The sequence below is a fragment of the Acinetobacter sp. WCHAc010034 genome (genome assembly GCF_001696615.3).
Classification (GTDB): Bacteria; Pseudomonadota; Gammaproteobacteria; order Pseudomonadales; family Moraxellaceae; genus Acinetobacter.
Genome location: NZ_CP032279.1, coordinates 2246689 through 2265334 on the forward strand (window position 1 = coordinate 2246689; position 18646 = coordinate 2265334).

At 56.5% G+C, this 18646-nt stretch carries 12 protein-coding genes; 7 read left to right on the plus strand and 5 right to left on the minus strand.

Annotation, left to right across the window (positions count from 1 at the left end):
* Positions 1-167 precede the first annotated feature (167 nt).
* The 6 genes from BEN74_RS12340 to BEN74_RS12365 all read left to right on the plus strand — a co-directional run bounded on the left by BEN74_RS12340 (position 168) and on the right by BEN74_RS12365 (position 14752).
* Complete coding sequence (locus BEN74_RS12340; protein ID WP_068909794.1) at positions 168-3983, plus strand: exodeoxyribonuclease V subunit gamma; 3816 nt, start codon at positions 168-170, stop codon at positions 3981-3983.
* Positions 3973-8106: a UvrD-helicase domain-containing protein gene (locus BEN74_RS12345; protein WP_068909792.1), complete on the plus strand. Its 4134-nt coding sequence runs from the start codon at positions 3973-3975 to the stop codon at positions 8104-8106. The genes BEN74_RS12340 and BEN74_RS12345 overlap by 11 nt, the downstream gene beginning before the upstream one ends.
* A 90-nt stretch (positions 8107-8196) precedes the next feature.
* Positions 8197-9930, plus strand: a complete 1734-nt coding sequence (gene recD, locus BEN74_RS12350; RefSeq protein WP_086374262.1) for an exodeoxyribonuclease V subunit alpha — start codon at positions 8197-8199, stop codon at positions 9928-9930.
* Between the two features lie 834 nt (positions 9931-10764).
* Positions 10765-11034, plus strand: a complete 270-nt coding sequence (rpsO, locus tag BEN74_RS12355; protein ID WP_067761248.1) for a 30S ribosomal protein S15 — start codon at positions 10765-10767, stop codon at positions 11032-11034.
* A gap of 245 nt (positions 11035-11279) precedes the next feature.
* Complete coding sequence (pnp, locus tag BEN74_RS12360) at positions 11280-13367, plus strand: polyribonucleotide nucleotidyltransferase (RefSeq protein WP_171404929.1); 2088 nt, start codon at positions 11280-11282, stop codon at positions 13365-13367.
* A 140-nt stretch (positions 13368-13507) separates the two neighbouring features.
* Positions 13508-14752, plus strand: a complete 1245-nt coding sequence (locus tag BEN74_RS12365) for a magnesium transporter CorA family protein (RefSeq protein ID WP_068909788.1) — start codon at positions 13508-13510, stop codon at positions 14750-14752.
* Positions 14753-14826: 74 nt separating this feature from the next.
* Here the strand turns inward: BEN74_RS12365 and BEN74_RS12370 are convergent, their stop codons facing one another.
* From BEN74_RS12370 to BEN74_RS12385, 4 genes are all read right to left on the minus strand, one after another.
* Positions 14827-15090 carry a YdcH family protein gene (locus BEN74_RS12370; protein WP_068909786.1) on the minus strand — a complete coding sequence of 88 codons (264 nt, stop codon included), beginning with the start codon at positions 15088-15090 and terminating at the stop codon, positions 14827-14829.
* Positions 15091-15174: 84 nt separating this feature from the next.
* Entirely contained in the window at positions 15175-15513 is a 339-nt protein-coding gene (locus BEN74_RS12375) for a chaperone modulator CbpM (RefSeq protein ID WP_068909783.1), read from the minus strand.
* An 11-nt stretch (positions 15514-15524) separates the two neighbouring features.
* Positions 15525-16502 carry a DnaJ C-terminal domain-containing protein gene (locus tag BEN74_RS12380; protein ID WP_068909781.1) on the minus strand — a complete coding sequence of 326 codons (978 nt, stop codon included), beginning with the start codon at positions 16500-16502 and terminating at the stop codon, positions 15525-15527.
* A gap of 380 nt (positions 16503-16882) precedes the next feature.
* A complete protein-coding gene (locus BEN74_RS12385; protein ID WP_068909779.1) occupies positions 16883-17347 on the minus strand; it encodes a DUF2147 domain-containing protein in 465 nt (154 codons plus the stop codon).
* A 115-nt stretch (positions 17348-17462) separates the two neighbouring features.
* Here BEN74_RS12385 and BEN74_RS19830 point away from each other — a divergent pair, with 115 nt between their 5' ends.
* Complete coding sequence (locus BEN74_RS19830) at positions 17463-17597, plus strand: hypothetical protein (protein WP_265936567.1); 135 nt, start codon at positions 17463-17465, stop codon at positions 17595-17597.
* Between the two features lie 74 nt (positions 17598-17671).
* On the opposite strand, the gene BEN74_RS12390 is transcribed toward BEN74_RS19830, so the two are convergent.
* The gene (locus BEN74_RS12390; RefSeq protein ID WP_068909776.1) at positions 17672-18133 is read right to left on the minus strand and encodes a DUF2147 domain-containing protein; all 462 of its coding nucleotides are present in this window, start codon (positions 18131-18133) and stop codon (positions 17672-17674) included.
* Positions 18134-18646 lie beyond the last annotated feature (513 nt).

Consider the following 18646-nt stretch of genomic DNA (forward strand, 5'->3'; position numbering starts at 1 on the left):
GGGTTTATGCGGATTTTTCTAATAAAGTCTCAGCAGACCCTATCAAGATACTTGTTTTAAATTATTTTTTGAACTGAATTTTGCGGGCAAGGCGGCATAGACAGGGCCGGAAGTATAGTCAATAATCTTCAGGGTTTTATGGTTTGAGCGCGGGGAAGAAGGGAAAGATGGCCATTCATGTGATACAGAGTCAGCGCATTGAAGTTCTGCTGGAAGAAATGCTGCGGGCGGGCCATCAGCCATCTGCCAATCCTCTGGAGGCCCTGAAAGCCCAGCATTTTATTGTGCCGTCGCCTGCGGTGCAGGCCTGGCTGACGGTCAAGCTGTCCGAGCATCAGGGCATCAGCGCCAACCGCCTGTTCCATCAGCGCATCCGCGCCTTTCAGTGGTTTGCCTATCAGGCGGTGCTGGACGATAAGGAAAAAGTCCGCAAGGCCAATATTCCGCGCATGATTTTAAAATGGCGCTGCTATCAGACCCTGAAGCCCTATATTCAAAGCAGCGCCAATCCGCTGGCGCCGGATCATCCGCTGCACAGCATTATCCAGCGCATTTATGACAGCGCAGCCCGCTTAAGCAGCGCCGCCGAGCAGCAGCTGAAAAAGCAGGGCATGCTGTACTGGGTGTCGGAACAGGTGTCGCGCCTGTTCAGCAACTATATGGAATACCGCGGGCACTGCTTCAAGCAGCATGGCGCGGGGCAGGACTGCGACTGCAGCAGCAACTGGCTGAAAGACTGGGGCCGGAATCAGCCGCTGGATTTGGAGCGCCAGTTTTTTCAGGCGCAGGCGGCCTTTCCCGGGCTGGATTCCAGAGAGGAGCTGCAGCAGCAGAAGCAGGCTTCCGGCTTCGCCAAAGCTCAGGCGCAGCAGCTGGAGCAGTGGCAGCGCTGGCTGTGGCACAGCGAATTCCATGCCGACTTTGAACTGATGCAGGGCATTGATGCGGATTTCTGGGCCATTCTGGACAATCCCGCCCTGCGTCCGGCGGCCTTGGCCCGGCTGCCGAAACAGGCGGTGCTGTTCACCGTGCTGGACCTGCCGCCGAGCCAGCTGGCGTTTTTGCGCCGCCTGGGCCAGTACATCAATATTCTGATTCTGCATTTCAACCCCTCGCAGGAATACTGGGCCGACACGGTCGACGCCAACTGGAAAAAGCAGTATGACGTCAAGCTGAAGCAGCGCTTCAAGGACAGGCATCCGCAGGCTTCTGACCGGGAAATTGAGGCATTCTTTGAAAAATACACGCTGGAATACGGCCAGCTGAAGGAATCGCGCCATCCTTTGCTGACCCGCTTCGGCAAGCAGGCGCGCGACCATTTTTCCCTGCTGGTGAATCTGGCGGCCGGCGAAAATGGCGAGGAATGGGAAGACCGGTTTCCGCTGGATTACCGCAATCATCTGCTGGGCAAAGTGCAGTACGACATTCTGAATCTGGCCGAGCCTGAAGCCGGCAGTTTTGCGCTGCGCCCTGAAGATGATTCGATCCGCCTGCATGTCTGCCATTCCGCGCTGCGCCAGCTGGAGGTGCTGAAAGACCAGCTGACCTACTGGCTGTCGCAAGGCTCGGCGGATCAGCCCCGTTCGCCCAGCGACATTCTGGTGCTGAGCCCGAACCTCAAGGATCTGGAGCCGCTGATCCGCAGCGTATTTGCCCCGCCGCCGCGCGAGCAGGCTTTGCAGGATCAGCCCGCCGGCGCTGCGCGCCGCGACAGCGTGTATTTGCCGGTGAAAATCGCCGGCGTGGCCCCGCTGGATGCGCAGAATGCCTGGCAGGCGGTGCTGGGGCCGGTTCAGCTGCCGCAGGGGCGCTTTACTTTGGAAGATTTTGCCGACTGGCTGAATTTAAGCGCCGCCCAGACCCGCTACGGCCTGAATGCCGAGCAGACTGCGCGGATTATTGAACTGCTGAGCGAAGCCAAATTCAAGCGCGGGCTGGATGAAGCGCATCTGCGCCGCACGCTGGCGCCGGATGATGCCGATTACCGCTACAGCTTTAAATTCGCCTTGGACCGGCTGGTGCTGGGCGTGGCCGTGCCGGAGCATGCGCTGTGGCAGGACACCTTAAGCTATGCTTTCGTGCGCCGCGATGATTTTGAGCTGATCAATATCCTGATCGGCATTTATCAGGACTTTGCCGAGCGCCGCCACTGGATGGTCGAGCATGAAATGGGCCAGCAGCGCAATGTGGAAGAATGGCTGCATCTGCTGCTGCGCGATCTGGAGCGCTATCAGAAGCAGGGCGTAACCGCGCTGAAATCCATCCGCGACGTGATCCGCAAGCAGATCACCATGCTGACCCTGTCTTACTATAAGGATGAAGACGGCGCGGACGCAGCGCAGGCGCATCTGCTGAAAGACATGCAGCTGCCTTTGCCCTATGTGCTGCAGGAAATTCAAAACAGCCTGGACAGCCAGATGGATCAGGCCGTGCCGGCCGGGCAGATCACCTTCAGCCAGATTGGGCAAATCCGCCCTGTGCCGTATAAGCTGATAGTGATGCTGAATCTGGACAGCGGGCAGTTCCCGAGCCGCAAGGCGCATTTGCCTTTTGACCTGATGGACGTGCTGAAGCCGCATTTGGGCGACCGCTCGCGCCTGGAAGATGATCAGGGCGCATTTTTGGATGCCCTGCTGCTGGCCAAAGACAGCCTCTGGCTGTTCTATAACGGCTTTGATATCAACGACGGTGAAATCCGCGAACCGTCCAGCGTGGTGCAGGAGCTGATCCGGCATTTGGCGCTGATTGCGCAGGGCTGCGGCGCCAATCCGAATTTGCCGGCGCTGGCGCAAATTGACGGCGGGGTTGAAGTGCCGGAAAACCTGCAGGCCCTGTACAGCGTGCATGAGCTGCAGCCCTTTGAGCTGCAGGGCTTTGACGCCAGCCGGCCGGCGCATAAAATCCGCTATCAGGATCACTGGTTCCATGTGGCGCGGCAGCTGCTGCAGGCCAAGGGCGCGCGCCAGCCGTGGGCTGCTCAGGCGGCGGCTGTGCCCGCGCCGGCGGAAATCCTGCTGGACAGCGCGCAGTGGATCAAGCAGGTCACTTTTCCGGCCGAGCTGTATTTGAAAACTTTGGGCATCAGCAATTTAACCGCGCAAGACAGCCTGGCTACAGATGAGCCGCTGCTGCTGGACGGCCTGGAGCAGCATGCCCTGCGCCATTTTCTGCAGGACCGGCCGCTGCAGGAGCAGGCGCAGCCTGCGCTGCTGCTGGATCAATTGCCGGCGGGCAAGTTCAGGGAAGCCGCCTGGTCGGTCAGCCGGCAGCAGCATGAAGAGCTGCTGGAGCGGGTCTGCCAAGTCACGCAGTCCGGACAGCCTGAGCTGACGCCGGTCACGCAGCGCCAGCTGAAAATTGAGCCGCAGATCTTGATGCAGATTACCGTGCCGGAAGCGCCGGCGCGGCAGTGGATCAGCATGACCGCATCCAGCGCCCGCGGCCGGCGCCGCGCGCAGATCTGGCTGGAATACCTGCTGTGGCTGGCGTCCTTGCCGGCCGATGCGCCGCATCAGGCTTATGAGCGCATTGAAGTCTGCAGCGATGTCACCATTCACTGCACCGGCATTGCGCCGCAGGATGCGCGCATGCATCTGGCGCGCTGGATGCAGGCATGGCGCTACGGCCAGCAGCGCCCGCTGGTGCTGCCGGCCGCCTTGATGCTGGCTTCCAAAGACGGCGCCTTGATTGTGCTGGAAGGCAAAAAAGGCGAAGCAATGGAGGTGAAATGGGCGGAAGACGAGCAGGGCATTCAGAGGCTGCAGCAGTTTGACAAGCTGGCTGCCAAATGGAGCGACCCGGGCGAATTTTCCGCCTTTGACATCCGGCAGGACGAAGCCAATCAGGCGCATGCCGACTGGGCGTTTATCCTGCGCGATCAGGACAGCCTGAAGCTGCTGGCGCACAGCTGCGCGCAGTTCGCCTACGCGCTGTATCAGCCGATTTACTGCCATCAGACTGCGGAGAAAGCGCATGCAGCCTAAGGAAATTGAAAACCCGATCAGCAGCATGAATTTTCAAGGCCTGCACTGGATTGAAGCCTCGGCGGGCACCGGCAAGACCTTTACCCTGTCCAGCCTGATGGTGCGGATTCTGCTGGAAAAATACCTGCCGCGCCAGGTGATTGCCACCACCTTTACCCGCAAGGCGGCGGCTGAACTGAAAAGCCGCATCCGGCAGCGCCTGTACGGCATTCTGACCCTGCTGGAAAGCCTGCGCGCTGAGCTTCCGGCCAATATTGAGGCCCGCGCCCAGCAGGAAAAAGACGAGCTGGCGCAGCTGGTGCTGCAGCGCAATGCGCATCAGATCGGCTATGCCTGCGAGCGCCTGCAGCTGGTGCTGGATCAGCTGGATGAGCTGTTTGTCGGCACCTTGGACAGCTTCAGCCAAACCCTGCTGCGCGAGTTCGCATTTGAAAGCGGCAAGATTGAGCGCGCGGAAATCACCAGCGACGACAAAGTGTATGTGCAGCAGCTGGTGCATGACATTTTGCGCGAATGGGCGCAGGCGCAGCCGCAGGATGCGCTGACCTGCCTGCTGCAGCGCCGGCAGATCAAGTCGGTCAGCAGCTATGCGGAACTGATGGAAAAAAGCCTGAACTTCAGCTCGGCCAAGCTCAATCCGGTGGCGCAGCCGGAGTTTTCCCTGAACGGCCTGCAGCAGGCGGCGGATGCGCTGGGGCAGCTGAATTTAGACAGCGCCGCGCAGCTGCAGGATTTCACCCCGTACGGCAGCTATGGCAAACAGCTGCTGCTGCCGTGGTCGCGCCATTCCATTATTGACGCCCTGCGCCAGCTGCCGGCGCTGCTGCAGCGCATGCAGCAGCATGGCCCGCAGATCCTGCTGCAGGGCCAGCCGCCGGAAAGCTTTGCGCTGCTGCAGGCCTTCTTTAAGAAAGATGACCCGCGCAGCGCCAGCGGCAAAAAGAAAATTCCCGATGCCGAAGTGGCTGCGCTGTATGCGCATCCGCTGCTGGCGGCGGTCAAGGCGCTGCTGGATGCCGCGCAGCGGGCTGCATCTGATCTGGACGGGCTGGATGCCTATTTGAAATTCCATATCGCCGCGGAAGTCAAAAACCGCCTGCCGCAGGTGCTGCAGAGCAAAGGCGAAACCACATTTTCGCAGCAGATCCGCACCCTGTCGGAAGCGCTGCAGGGGGAGCAGGGCAGCGCCTTCGCGGCTTTTGTGCATGCGCGCTACCCGCTGATTCTGGTGGATGAGTTTCAGGACACCAACTCGGATCAGGACAGCATGCTGGCGCAGATCTGGCGCCATCCGGCCCGCCTGCAGCAGGGCTGCATGATTATGGTCGGCGACCGCAAGCAGGCGATTTACGGCTTCCGCGGCGGCGACATGCTGACCTTTTTAAAGGCGCGCGATGATGTCCGGCGCAAGCAGGGCAGCTTTTATCAGCTGAAGAAAAACTTCCGTTCAATTGCGCCTCTGGTGGAAGCGGTGGATGCGCTGTTCCAGCGCCAGATGGACTTCGGCGAAGATGTGCATTATGTGCCGATTACTGCCGGCGCGGCGCATGCCGATCTGCATGATCAGGACGCAGTCAATCCGGCGCCGCTGCGCTGGCTGCAGCTGGAAAACCGGGATCAGGAAGCCGAGCAGGCGGCCTGGCAGATTCAGCGCCTGCTGCAGCAGTCGGCGGCGCAGCAGCTGTATTTTGCTGAGGCGCCGGGCGAAGCGGCGCAGGACAGCGCTGCAAAACAGCCTTTGACGGATAATGACATTGCGGTGCTGGCTACCAGCCACAGTTCGCTGAATGCGGTGCAGCAGGCGCTGCTGGCTTTGGGCATCCGGGTTAACCGGGCGGCCAAGCGCAGCGTGTTCAGCAGTTCGGTTGCGCAGGACGTCGGCGCGGTGCTGGCCGCGGTGCTGGCGCCGTATCAGGAAGCCAAAGTCAAGCGCGCGCTGCTGGGGCGCCTGCTCGGCATGAGGCTGGATCAGCTGTGGAGCGCAGACCTGCAGGCGCTGGATCTCAGCCATTATATCGGGCAGCTTGAACATATCCGCGCGCTGTGGCTGAGCCAGGGCTTTTTGCCGGCCTGGCATTACTGCCTGAATTATTTCAAAATCTGGGAACGCATTGTGGCGCAGCACAGCCGCGAAAATGAACGCGATGTGGTCAACCTGCGCCATCTGACGGAAATTCTGAGCGCGCAAAGCGAACAGCTGCAGGGCGCACAGCATCTGTTCCACTGGTACCTGAAGCAGCTACAGGCGCCGAAAGGCCGCGAATGGGAGCTGGAGCGGCCCTTAACCAATGCCGAAGGCGTCAAGCTGATGACCATTCACCAGTCCAAAGGGCTGGAGTTTAAAATCGTTTTCCTGCTGAATGCCGACGGCAGCCCGAAAGTCGACAACAGCCTGATCTTTTCCTATGAAGACGCGGCGCCGGATGGCGCTGCGCACAGTGAAAGGCAGCGGGTCATTGATATCGGCGGCGCCGCAGATGAACTGAAAAAGCAGCAGCACGATGAGCGCCGCGCTGCCGAGCAGCACCGCCTGTGGTATGTGGCGCTGACCCGCGCCAGCCACCGCATTTATGCGCTGTTCAGAACGCAGGATCATAAGTCGCAGTACAGCCTGCCGTTCTGGATGGGGCAGGGCGAGGGCGCTTTTCAGCACCCGCACTGCGCAGCCGAAGCGCTGATTGCGGCCCGCCCGTCCGCCCTCCGCCTAGAAGCGCAGGAGCAGGCGCTGACGCTCAGCGCCCTGCCTCTGCCGGAGGCGCGCTTTTATCCGCGCACCCACACCAGCTTTACCGGGCTGTCGCAGCATTTGGCCTACCGCCGGCAGGCGCAGGACCAGCTGGCGCTGAACGCCGCGGCGGAAGACAGTGCGGATGATGAAACCGACAGCGAGGCTTCTGCGGCGCTGCCGGCGCAGGAAATCGCCTGGATTAAGCAGCATTTCCCCAAAGGCACCGTGGCCGGAACCTTCCTGCACAGCATTTATGAGCAGATTGATTTTCAGGATGCTTCAGGCTGGAAGCTGGAAATCCTGCGGCGCTTTAAAAACGACGGGCCGCAGCTGCTGATTGAGCTGCGGAGCCGGCTGCAGGAAAGCTTTGCGGTATGGAAAACCTTTGCCCAGGCCTGGAAGTCCGCCTATGCCGGCTGTACCCGGCCGCTGCATCAGGCGGCGCTGCAGCAGTTTGGCGCGCAGATTAAAAGCCATGAGCAGCATAAGCTGGCGCGCGGGCTGTTTATGGAATTCAACCATCTGCTCCTGCAGCGCATTGCCGCGGATGAGGCGGCCAATGCGCAGTGGCCCGGCATTTTCCACAGCGCAGCCGGCTATCAGCCGGAACGCCTGCTCAGCCTGCTGCGGGATTTGGCTGCTGAATTTGCGCAGGCCGATGCGCAGCCGGCGCTGCAGCATTTTGCGCAGGGCGCAGCCGCCTTAAATGCGGCTAAGGCGGGCGCGCAGCTTAAGGAAAGCAAAAGCCTGGATAGCTATGTCGATATGGGCTTCGGCGCGCTGGCGGAAAGCATGCAGAATGAGATGCTGTATGCCCTGATGGCACAGTGGATGCATGAGGTGGTGCATACCCCGCTGCAGGCTGGATTCAGCCTCAGCCGTCTGCCTGCAGGCAGCCATCTGCCGGAGTTTCCATTCTATCTGGCGCTGTCCGACCGTCCGGTGCAGATCCGCCAGATGCAGCGCCTGTTCCAGCAGCATGGCCTGCAGATTGAAGCGCTGAATGAAGCCAATTCGGCGCGCTATTTAACCGGCGCGGTTGACTTGGTGTATTACGATGGCCAGCGCTACCACATTGCCGATTATAAAAGCAATTTTCTGGGCAATGCCGGGCAGCACTATGCGCTGCCGGAAGTGCAGCGCAGCATGAGCCAGTCCAGCTACTGGCTGCAGGCCGCGCTGTATCTGGCCGCGCTGCACCGCTATTTAAGCATCAATCTGCAGGGCTATGACATTCATCAGCACTTGGGCGGCGCCAGCTATCTCTACCTGCGCGGCATGCGCGGGCAGCCGGACAGCGGCGTCTGCTGCTGGCAGCCGGAGGCGGAATTCATTCTGCAGCTGGATGAAATACTGGGCAGCCCGGATGCCGGAAAATTGCGCGAAACCGCCTGAACAGCGCTGAAAACAAGCGCTTAAACAATAAATTATCCTGTGGATAAATTTGAGGATAACTGTGTGGAAAATGAACAGAACCGCCTGAATATGCAGAACTGGATGGACAGCCTGATTCAGCTGCATATCGCCGCCGATGCGCAGGAAAAATCCAGAGATTTGATTCTGCAGGTTTTTCAGGCGGTTGAGCGGGGCGACAGCTGCATCGCCTGCAGCCGCGAAGACGCGCAGGCGCTGCAGGGCCTGCTGGCGGACGCCGGCGATCTGGGCGCGCATCCGGCGGAACTGCAGATTGCGCCTTTTGTTTTGGACGCCGAGCAGCTGTATTTATACCGCTACTGGGCGCTGGAAAATCAGCTGGCGCAGTCGGCTGCCGGGCTGCTGCGCCAGCCGGCCGCTGCGGTGCAGCTGGCGGAACAGCATCAGGCGCTGCTGGAAGACCCGCAGCAGCTGCAGGCGCTGCGCATGGCGGCTTCGCAGGCGCTGAGCATCATTACCGGCGGGCCGGGAACCGGCAAAACCTATACGCTGGCGCGGATTATTGCCGTGCTGAACCAGGCCATTCCGGACATCCGCATTGCCATGGCGGCCCCGACCGGAAAAGCCGCCCAGCGCATGAAGGAAGCGCTGCAGAATTCCTTCAGCGACGCCAAGCTCAGCGGCTTAGTCAGCGCTGAGCTGCAGCGCCTGACTCCGGTGACCATCCACCGCCTGCTGGGCCTGGGCGAAGATCAGCGCCCGCGCTTCCATGCCCGGCGCCAGCTGCCCTTTGACGTGATTGTGGTGGATGAAGCGTCGATGCTGGACTTGAATTTGGCCAAGATGCTGTTCGCTGCGGTGGCGCCGCGCAGCCGCTTGATCCTGCTCGGCGACGCCAATCAGCTGGCTTCGGTAGACGCCGGTGCGGTGCTGGCTGACCTGCAGCAGGCGCCGGAACTGGCGCAGAACCGCGTCAACCTTGTCACCAGCCGGCGCTTTGACGGCGAAAAGCTGATTGGGCGCATGGCCGGCTTTATTCAGCAAAATGAGCGCCAACAGGATGTCCTGCTGCGCTTTGAGCAGGAGATTGCGCCGGCCGGCCGGCTGCAGGAGCTGCCATTGACGCCGGAGATGCCGGACTGCATTCAGCTGCAGTATTTGCCGGACAGCCCTCAGGATACGTCAATTGACTGGAACGGCTATTACAGCCAGCTGATGCTGGGCTTTCAGGGCTATGCCGCGGCGGTACAGGATTATCTGGCGTCTGAATGCGCTGAACAGCATGAGGCCAAGGCGGTCAGCGTATTTGAGGATTACCGCATTCTGGCCGCGGTGCGCCACGGCCGCCTGGGCTTAACCGCGCTGAATGAGCAGATGGAGCAGCGCCTGCTGGCGGCGACCGCGCAAGCCAAGCAGGGCGAATGGTACGCCGGCCGGCCGGTGATGATGACCTATAATGACTATCAGCTGGGCCTGTCGAATGGCGATATCGGCATCTGCTTCAAGCGCCGGCATGAAGGCAAAATGCAGTTTTCGGTATATTTTCCCAGCCTGCAGAAGTGGGTGGCGGCGGCCCGCCTGCCCAAAAGCATTGAAACCGCCTATGCCCTGACCATTCATAAGTCGCAGGGTTCAGAGTTCCGGCATGTTGCGGTGGTGCTGGAAGCGCACGCCGCGCAGCTGCTGAGCAAAGAGCTGATTTATACCGCCATTACCCGGGCAAAGAAAGCCGTCAGCCTGCTGGCGGCGCCTTCGGCCTTGGCTGCCGCCATGACGGTCAGAACTGCGCGCAAAAGCGGCTTATCCGCCAAGATTTCCCAAGCGCTTCAAATAAACTGCGGATAGTGTGAAGCATTCGTGTAAGAAATCTCTTACATCAATTCGAGAGATTGGCGCATGGAGCTTTGCCGCGGATTCTGAGAAGATGGCTTCACATAATAAAGCGCTCAATACGGATTGTTGAGCATAAACGCATAATGATAATAATAACGTCATAAGACAGCGAACTTACAGTGAAGTAGGGAAAAGAGGAAACTTACAGCCGCTAAGCCTTGCAGTTTTGGGAGAGACTGCAGGGCTTTTTTATGTTTTGCAAATGCTTGAAATTTACCGTAATTTTTTTGCAGGCAGGGGGCAGATGTAGGAAATAGCTTACATGGAGATGCGGAGAAGGCGTCTTTTTTCACCTATGCGTTGTGGCAAAATCTACCACATAGGGAAGTGCTGATTAAAACATGGAATGTTTGGCATAAAAAGGCGTAAAACGCGCAATATAAAACAATAAATAATAAAACGATAATTAAAAAAGAAGAAACTGCAGCGCAAAAAAGCCCGGGCCCCGCCCGGGCTTTTTCTATTCCGCGCGGTTTGGGCGCGCTTTGACTGGCATAATATTACAGCGGCTGAGCGGCGGCAAAGGCGCGCGGCCGGCATGGCGGGCTGCCCCGGCGCCTTGAAATTCAGCCAATTGAACCCTGCGCAGGGATTGAACGGCCGGATTGGGCAAATCTGGCGGCCAATGCCGGCAGGCGGATCGGCGCCAAGCCGCGATCTATTTTTGCAATCGGGCTGTTTTTCCCTTAAGATAATGCACTTGCTGTAGTGATGCACGGCAGTCAGCTGAGCGATTGGCTGATTCGTATCAAAAGTAATTAACCTTAAGCATCTCGGAGAAATCGAATGGCTTTAACAAACGCAGATCGCGCAGAGATCATCGCTAAATTTGCCCGCGCTGAAAACGACACTGGTTCACCGGAAGTTCAAGTTGCTCTTTTAACGGCTCAAATCAATGATTTGCAAGGCCACTTTAAAGAGCACAAGCACGACCACCACAGCCGCCGCGGCCTGATCCGCATGGTTAACCAGCGCCGCAAGCTGCTTGACTACCTTAAAGGCAAAGACGCGACTCGCTACAGCGCACTGATTGCTGCTTTAGGTTTACGTCGTTAATTCGATTTAAACTTTGATTTTCGGACTATTGCATGCTGAATGCCGTATTGCTGAAAACTAAAGTCTATCCGGCTTCGGCCGGATAATGGAGAAGGGGCGATGATTCGCTCCTTCTTTGCGTCTTAAAATCAATTTTTATCCTCTGGTGAGGTCGGCTTCTAAGCTTTGTCATTTATGCGGTTGATATGAATGCCAAACCTTAGGGGTCTCCACTAGAATAAAATCAGGAACAATAAAATATGTCGATGTTCAATATTATCCGCAAAGAATTCCAATACGGCCAGCATCAGGTTGTTTTAGAAACTGGCCGTGTTGCGCGCCAGGCGAACACGGTTGTGATTACCATGGGCGGCGTAACTGTGCTGGTTGCTGTTGTAGCGCAGCCAAAAGCCAAAGCGGGCCAGGACTTCTTCCCGCTGACAGTTAACTATCAGGAAAAGCAGTATGCTGCAGGCCGCATTCCAGGCGGTTACGGCAAGCGCGAAGGCCGCCAGTCTGAAGCTGAAACTTTAATTTCACGCTTGATTGACCGTCCAATCCGTCCATTGTTCCCGGAAGGCTTCTATAACGAAATCCAGGTAACAGCGACAGTTATTTCTTCTGACAAGACCATGGATGCCGACATTGCTGCCATGCTGGGCACATCAGCTGCGATGTCAATTGCAGGTGTTCCATTCCGCGGCCCGATCGCTGGCGCGCGCGTTGGCTTGATCAACGGCGAATACATCCTTAACCCGAATTTAGAACAGCTGAAAGAAAGCGACCTTGACCTTGTGGTTGCAGGTACTGAAGCTGCCGTGCTGATGGTTGAATCTGAAGCGAAAGAGCTTTCAGAAGACCAGATGCTGGGCGCTGTGCTGTTCGGCCATGACGAAATGCAGATTGCGATTCAGGCGATTAAAGAATTCGCCGCAGCTGCCGGCGCAGTTGAATCTGACTGGGTTGCTCCGGGCAAAAACGAAGCGCTTCTTGGCCAGCTGAAAGACGCATTTGAAGCGAAAATCTCTGAAGCCTACACTATTGCGGTTAAGCAGGACCGCTATGCGGCGCTGGATGCGCTGGCTGCGGAAGCCGCCGCCCAGTTCGTTCCGGAAAATGACGAAACCGGCATTGCTGAAGAAGTCAGCGAATTATTCGAAGACCTGAAATACCGCACAGTGCGCGACAACATCCTGTCTGGCAAGCCGCGTATTGATGGCCGCGACACTAAAACTGTCCGCGCAATTGACGTTCAGGTAGGCGTATTGGGCCGCGCGCACGGTTCTGCGCTGTTCACGCGCGGTGAAACTCAGGCGCTGGTAACAACGACTCTGGGCAACACGCGTGATGCATTGATGGTGGATACCCTTGCAGGCACGAAAACTGACAACTTCATGCTGCACTACAACTTCCCTGCATACTCAGTAGGCGAAACTGGCCGCGAAACAGGCCCGAAACGCCGTGAAATCGGCCACGGCCGCCTGGCGCGCCGCGGCGTGCAAGCGGTTCTGCCTGCTGCTGACCGCTTCCCGTACGTGATCCGCATTGTATCTGACATTACCGAATCCAACGGTTCATCTTCAATGGCTTCTGTATGCGGCGCTTCACTGTCGCTGATGGATGCAGGCGTGCCATTGAAAGCGCCGGTTGCCGGCATCGCGATGGGCTTAGTGAAGGAAGGCGAGCGTTTCGCTGTGCTTTCTGACATCTTGGGTGATGAAGATCACTTAGGCGACATGGACTTTAAAGTCGCGGGTTCTGCAAACGGCATTACCGCGCTGCAAATGGACATCAAGATCGAAGGCATCACTGAAGAGATCATGGAAGCTGCGCTGAACCAGGCGTATGCCGGCCGCATGCATATCCTGAACGAAATGAATCAGGTGATTTCACGCGCGCGCCCTGAAATTTCAATGCACGCGCCGACCTTCCAGGTGATCAACATCAACCCGGACAAAATCCGTGACGTAATCGGCAAAGGCGGCGCAACCATCCGCGCGATTACTGAAGAAACCAAAGCTGCGATTGACATTGAAGACAACGGCACAGTGCGCGTATTCGGTGAAACCAAAGCGGCTGCTCAGGCGGCTGTAGCGAAAATCCAGGCGCTGACTGCGGAAATCGAGCCGGGCACGATCTACATGGGCAAAGTGATCCGCATCGTTGAATTCGGCGCTTTCGTCAACATTCTTCCGGGCACTGACGGCCTGCTTCACATCTCTCAAATCTCCAACGAGCGCATTGCCAACGTTGCAGACGTGCTGAAAGAAGGCCAGGAAGTGAAAGTGCAGGTTGCCGATGTAGACAACCGCGGCCGCATTAAGCTGACCATGAAAGACATCGAGCAGGTTTAATCACCTGCAGATTCACAGGGCGCTTGCCAGGTGAATTGAACAGTCTTTAAAAAGCCTTGAGCTTTGCCGATTTAAACTTTGGCTTGCTCAGGGCTTTTTTTATGGCATGATGAAAACCGGGATGGACAATAACAAGCCTTATGCAGATTTATCATTTTTTTCAGCATCCAAGCCAGCCTTATATTTGCGTTCAGCAGGATGCGCAGCAGGCGGAAGCTGAGTTTATCTGGGTCGACTGCACGCGTGAAGATGTGGTGAACCGTTCAGAACAGTGGCAGCAGGAAATTTTTCAGCACACCGGCCTTTGGCTGAATGAATACCATGTGCGGGACATTTTGAATCTGGAGCATCCCTGCGTTTTTGATACGCTGGATGACTACGATCTGCTGATTTTCCGCAAGCTGATTACGCCGGATGACCATGTCAAAACCGGCGAACAGGCGCTGGAGCAGCATGAGCCGGTGTTCGGGCTGGCGACAACGCCGGTCAGCTTTATTATGACGCCGCAGGTGCTGATTACTGTGCGCGAGCAGGGCAATAAGGCCATGGAAAACTATATTGCGCGGATTAAAACCGTGCTGGCGCGGCCGCTGGATGAGCAGAACAGGCCGCGCAAGCTGGCTGCGTCACCGCTGGATTTAGCGCTGCGCCTGCTTAACGGCATGGTGGACGGCTATCTGGATTTGCGGGTGCCGCTGACCTGCCGGGTGCAGTTCTGGCAGCAGGAGCTGCTGCAGGGCCACCGGCGCTTTACCAAATGGCATCAGCTGCTGCAGGAAAACATGGCCTTTCAGCAGGTGGAAAATCTGTGCGAAGAGCAGATTGAAACCCTGCAGGAACTGCGCGATGAAATTGTGGAAAATTACCCGCATTTGAAGGGCAAAAAGAAAGCTGAACGGCAGGAAGTGATGCTGCTGCGCGTGGATGACATTGCCAGCCATATTGAGCGCATTCAGAAACATACGGCGCGTCTGCGGAGCGCCGTGCAGGCCGCCGTGGATCTGCATTTTTCCGCCGTAGCCAATCAAACCAATGAAAACATGCGCATTCTTGCCATTATTACCGCGGTGTTTGCGCCTTTGACCCTGCTGACCGGGGTGTACGGCATGAACTTTGAGTTCATTCCGGGCCTGAAGTCGGAAAGCGGCTTTTGGATTATGCTGGCCATTATGCTGATGACCACCGCGCTGCTGATTTACTATTTCTACCGCCGCCATATGGTCGGCCGGGGCGAAAAAAGCGTCATCGACATGCTGGCGCAGCAGCATGACGACCAGCGCATGAACCTGTTCTGGTTTATGGAATATGAGCCGATTAAGCGCACGGTGAAAGATACGGTGAAAACTACGGTCAAAACCGTTGAAAAGCTGGCGCGGCTGAAATAGGCGTGGCCCGGACAGACGGGCTGGAATGCGCGGTTTCCGGCAGGGCTGCCTTCATGCAGCGCAGACTGGGGGCGCTAAATGCAGCCGCCCGCTTCGCTGGATTTCAGCAGCCAGTACATTTCATCCTTAAGCCTTAGTTTTCTGCGCTTCAGCGTTTCAATGTCGGTGTTGATCTGATTGACCGGGTCCTGTTCCAGCAGGCAGATCTCCTGATCCAGTTCTTCATGGCGCTCAAAAAGATGCGCAAAGCGCGGATTTTCTTCGCGGAGCCGGTGAATCAGCTCCCGGAATTCGGGAAACATGTTTTTCACTTTTTTATTGCATTCTTTGGTTTTCATAAGCGTGAACAGTTCTCTCAGTTAAAATGAAAAAAATATCCAGCTTCCCCGGCAGCTGAGCTGCAGGGAAGAGATGAGAATGGGTCAGTGTGACTGGAATTGCTGATGCTTGACTTGGCGGCGCAGATTCTGCACTTCATCAATTAAATCCAGCATCATGGCGACAGCGGTAAAGCTGGCGTCGAAATCGCGCTGCAGGCGGTAGGCGCGCCTTGCCCGTGAAATATCGTCGCCAAAAAACTGATGAACCCTGCTGTCCGGACGGTTCGGCAAAATGTCATACTCCAGCAGCTGCAGTACCCATTCAGGACTTTGTCCGCAGGCCTGGGCAAAATGCTGCAAATCAAAACTGCGCTGCTCATCGACAATTTCAGTCTGTTCGCAGCCGTCAGATACAATTTCACGGTAATAAATTGTTGTCATGGGATTACTCCTTAAGGCTGTCTAGGCTTGAATTGCTGAAAGGCTTCAGCAAATGCCTGATATGCCCGCTGCTCTTCTGCGCTGTGAGCAGGAGGGTTCACTATATTTAATACCAAATACAAGTGCCCGGGTGTTTTGTTTGGTATGCCTTTATTTTTCAAGCGCAGCTGCTGGCCGCTGCGCGCGTTTTTCGGCAGGCTGACCTGCACCGCGCTGCCGTCCGGCGCGCGCACATCAATATTCTGCCCTAAAGCGGCTTCCCAAGGCGCGGCGTCAACGTTCATATAGACATCGGCGCCGTCGGCATGCCAGCGTTCATTGGCGCGGTAGCGCACTTCAATGTACAGATCGCCATTCGGCCCGCCGTTAATGCCGGATTGGCCCTGGCCGCTTAAGCGGATCTGCTGTCCGTCCTTCAGGCCTTTCGGAATTTTCACCTGCAGGGTTTTGCGCTGCACTTCAGGCTCGCCATAGGCATTCAGGGTAGGAATCTGCAGGGTGATGTGCTGCGAGGCGCCAGTGTAGGCAATCTCCAGATCGACATCAATGCTGGCGTGCTGGTCTTCGCCTTTATACGCCTGCTTAGGGCGGCTGCGCTGCTGATACTGATAATTGCCGCCGCCAAAGCCTGAGCCGAAACGGCCAAACAGGTCTTCAAAACCGCTGAAGCCGCCCTGCTGGCCGGCGCCTCCGGAACTGTAGCGCCGGAACTCGGCGTCATCAAAGCCGCCGAAACCGCCATGCCCGGACTGTCCGCCAAACTGGGCAAAGCCTTCGGGGTGATCCAGCTGAAAATCATATTCCCGCTTTTTTTCCGCATCGCTCAGCGTGTCATAAGCGACATTCAATTCCTGCATGCGGGTTTCCGCATCAGCTTCTTTGCTGACATCCGGGTGGTATTTCCGCGCCAGTTTGCGGTAGGCTTTTTTGATCTGATCCTGTGAAGCTTTGCGCGTTACGCCAAGCAGCTCATAGTAATTTTTTGCCATATTTGCGGTATGAACTCTATATGAATTTGATCATGTTTTATCCAATATAAGAGCCTTCATGCAAATGAAACAGTGTTTATTTGCCGCATATTGTTTCAAATTATGACAGCAAAGCAGCTTTAAGCGGGCAAATGCCGGCCTGCTGCGGCATTCAGCCGGCGCTTTTGCTTCGGGAAAACCGGAAGCTGCGTTCCGGAAGGGAAAGCGCTCCGCTGAAAAAGCCTGCAGATGTTCTGCATTAAAATGATTTCATTGAAAAATCATGCATGATCAGCGGCGCCGTTTCTACGCATCTGGTCAAATTCAGGCTTTAAAAAGAACATGCCGGCCCATTGCTGAACGGGCCGGCATGGCGCTGGCTGGAGTATTGCTGCGCGGAATTAATATTTGATCCAGGTGATGCTGCGGCCGATGACGGAAACGCCGATATAGCCGCGCAGGGTCAGGCGCTTGCCGGTTGAGTTCAGGCGCGCCTTGCTTTGGTAGATTTTTCCGCTGATCGGGTCCAGCACTTTGCCGTTGACATATTCATTCGGCTTGCCTGGGCTGGCTTTAAAGCCCCAGATGAACGGCAGGCCAAGGAAAGGCTTGTCTTTCAGCTGGCCGGGGCACTTGGTGCACAGCAGCAGTTTTTCTGAACCGGGAATATTGCGGGTTTCAACAATAATGCCTTCATAAGTGCCGTCGGCTTTCTTGCGGACTTCTACATCGGCGCGCGAGTAGCCGGTGCGGTCATCAATGGTTTTCCATTTGCCGACTAAAGGATCTTCATTGCCGGCAAAACTGCAGACAGAAATGGAAGACAGCAGCAGCCCGGTCAATAGACCCTTGCATAAACTCTTCATGCTTTTCCCTGTGGTAGGTGCGTCGTTTATTTTAGAGCAGCTATTCTAATCTATATATAATATTTTTAAAATCAAATAGATAAAATTTGCATTCGGTCACATTAAGCGGAGGAAAATGCAGGATTATTCAAGTTTTGCTGCTTTTTTGCTCAAATCCCGCAGCAATGCAGCTAATCTGCCATTGCAAAAGGCTGCGCAGGCCGTTCCGCCTTGCGCCGCTCAATCGGGCGAGGCCGGATTGCCGGCTTGAATTGCGGATATGCGGGCCAAAAAAAGCCAGTTAATTGCTTAACTGGCTGGCAGGGCTGAGGCGCTGCTGATTTTTCAGTTTTTAACCCAGGTCAGATTGCGCCCAACGGCCGCGCCGCCGGAGCGTCCATGAATCACCAGATGCTTGCCGCCGCTCAGCAGGCGGGCGCGGGCTGTGTAATGCCGGCCGGATTTCGGGTCAAGCAGCCGGCCTCCGACAAATTCATTGTCCTTGGCGGGATCGGCCGTCAGCCCTGACAGCAGGGTCATGCCCAGCAAAGGCATGTTCTTTTGCGATCCGGCGCATTTTTCACAGCTTTGCAGCGCGGCGGCGCCTGGAACGGCCCGGGTGTTGATGATTTTCGCGGAGTAATGATTGTCCTTGCCCTTGCTGATTTCCACATCGGACAGGGAATAGCCGGTGCGGTCATCAATAGTTTTCCATGTGCCGACCAGCGGGTCAGCGGCGGCCAATGCGGGCAGGCTGAAGCAGCAGCCAAGCGTTAACAGGAGGGCGGAGGCGGACTTGAAGTGCATGTAGGAGTACCCGAGAGAGCTGCAGCCTGAAAAATAAAGGCATAAAAAGTATATGGGTTTAATATAGCGTGAAAAGTCCTGCTTTTTCCAGCCTGTTTTTATTTAAATATTTATTATTTTCAATTGATTGTTGCTATTTTTAACGCTTTTGCGCGGAAAGCGCCGATTGCGTCGCAGAATTCCGTATGCGTTCTGATTCAATGCGCGGCCGGGATTCAGGCAGCTTTCCCCGCAGCGCCGCAGGCAGAAGATTCCGCAAAACAGCAGAGGATTTAGGCTATCTTAAGCTTCAGCAGTCTGCACTGCCGCATTTTTCTTTGGAAGGTTAAACACCTTTGCATAGGCAAGGCCCTCCTTTGGAAAGACCCAAAGTCGGCAAAAGTCTTTTGCTGCCCATACACGGCACCCTGAGCCAGTTTTAAGCGCTGCTTTAAAATGCAGCGCAAGGGATGGGCAGCATGCGGCATCCATGCCGCACTCGCGTATCCAAAGTTTATTTTACTCAACTATAGG

Excerpts from the sequence above, each read along its gene's own strand:
- BEN74_RS12340 (WP_068909794.1), top strand. The coding sequence starts at position 168 with ATGGCCATTCATGTGATACAGAGTCAGCGCATTGAAGTTCTGCTGGAA.
- BEN74_RS12345 (WP_068909792.1), top strand. The coding sequence starts at position 3,973 with ATGCAGCCTAAGGAAATTGAAAACCCGATCAGCAGCATGAATTTTCAA.
- recD (WP_086374262.1), top strand. The coding sequence starts at position 8,197 with ATGCAGAACTGGATGGACAGCCTGATTCAGCTGCATATCGCCGCCGAT.
- rpsO (WP_067761248.1), top strand. The coding sequence starts at position 10,765 with ATGGCTTTAACAAACGCAGATCGCGCAGAGATCATCGCTAAATTTGCC.
- pnp (WP_171404929.1), top strand. The coding sequence starts at position 11,280 with ATGTTCAATATTATCCGCAAAGAATTCCAATACGGCCAGCATCAGGTT.
- BEN74_RS12365 (WP_068909788.1), top strand. The coding sequence starts at position 13,508 with ATGCAGATTTATCATTTTTTTCAGCATCCAAGCCAGCCTTATATTTGC.
- BEN74_RS12370 (WP_068909786.1), bottom strand. The coding sequence starts at position 15,090 with ATGAAAACCAAAGAATGCAATAAAAAAGTGAAAAACATGTTTCCCGAA.
- BEN74_RS12375 (WP_068909783.1), bottom strand. The coding sequence starts at position 15,513 with ATGACAACAATTTATTACCGTGAAATTGTATCTGACGGCTGCGAACAG.
- BEN74_RS12380 (WP_068909781.1), bottom strand. The coding sequence starts at position 16,502 with ATGGCAAAAAATTACTATGAGCTGCTTGGCGTAACGCGCAAAGCTTCA.
- BEN74_RS12385 (WP_068909779.1), bottom strand. The coding sequence starts at position 17,347 with ATGAAGAGTTTATGCAAGGGTCTATTGACCGGGCTGCTGCTGTCTTCC.
- BEN74_RS19830 (WP_265936567.1), top strand. The coding sequence starts at position 17,463 with ATGCAGGATTATTCAAGTTTTGCTGCTTTTTTGCTCAAATCCCGCAGC.
- BEN74_RS12390 (WP_068909776.1), bottom strand. The coding sequence starts at position 18,133 with ATGCACTTCAAGTCCGCCTCCGCCCTCCTGTTAACGCTTGGCTGCTGC.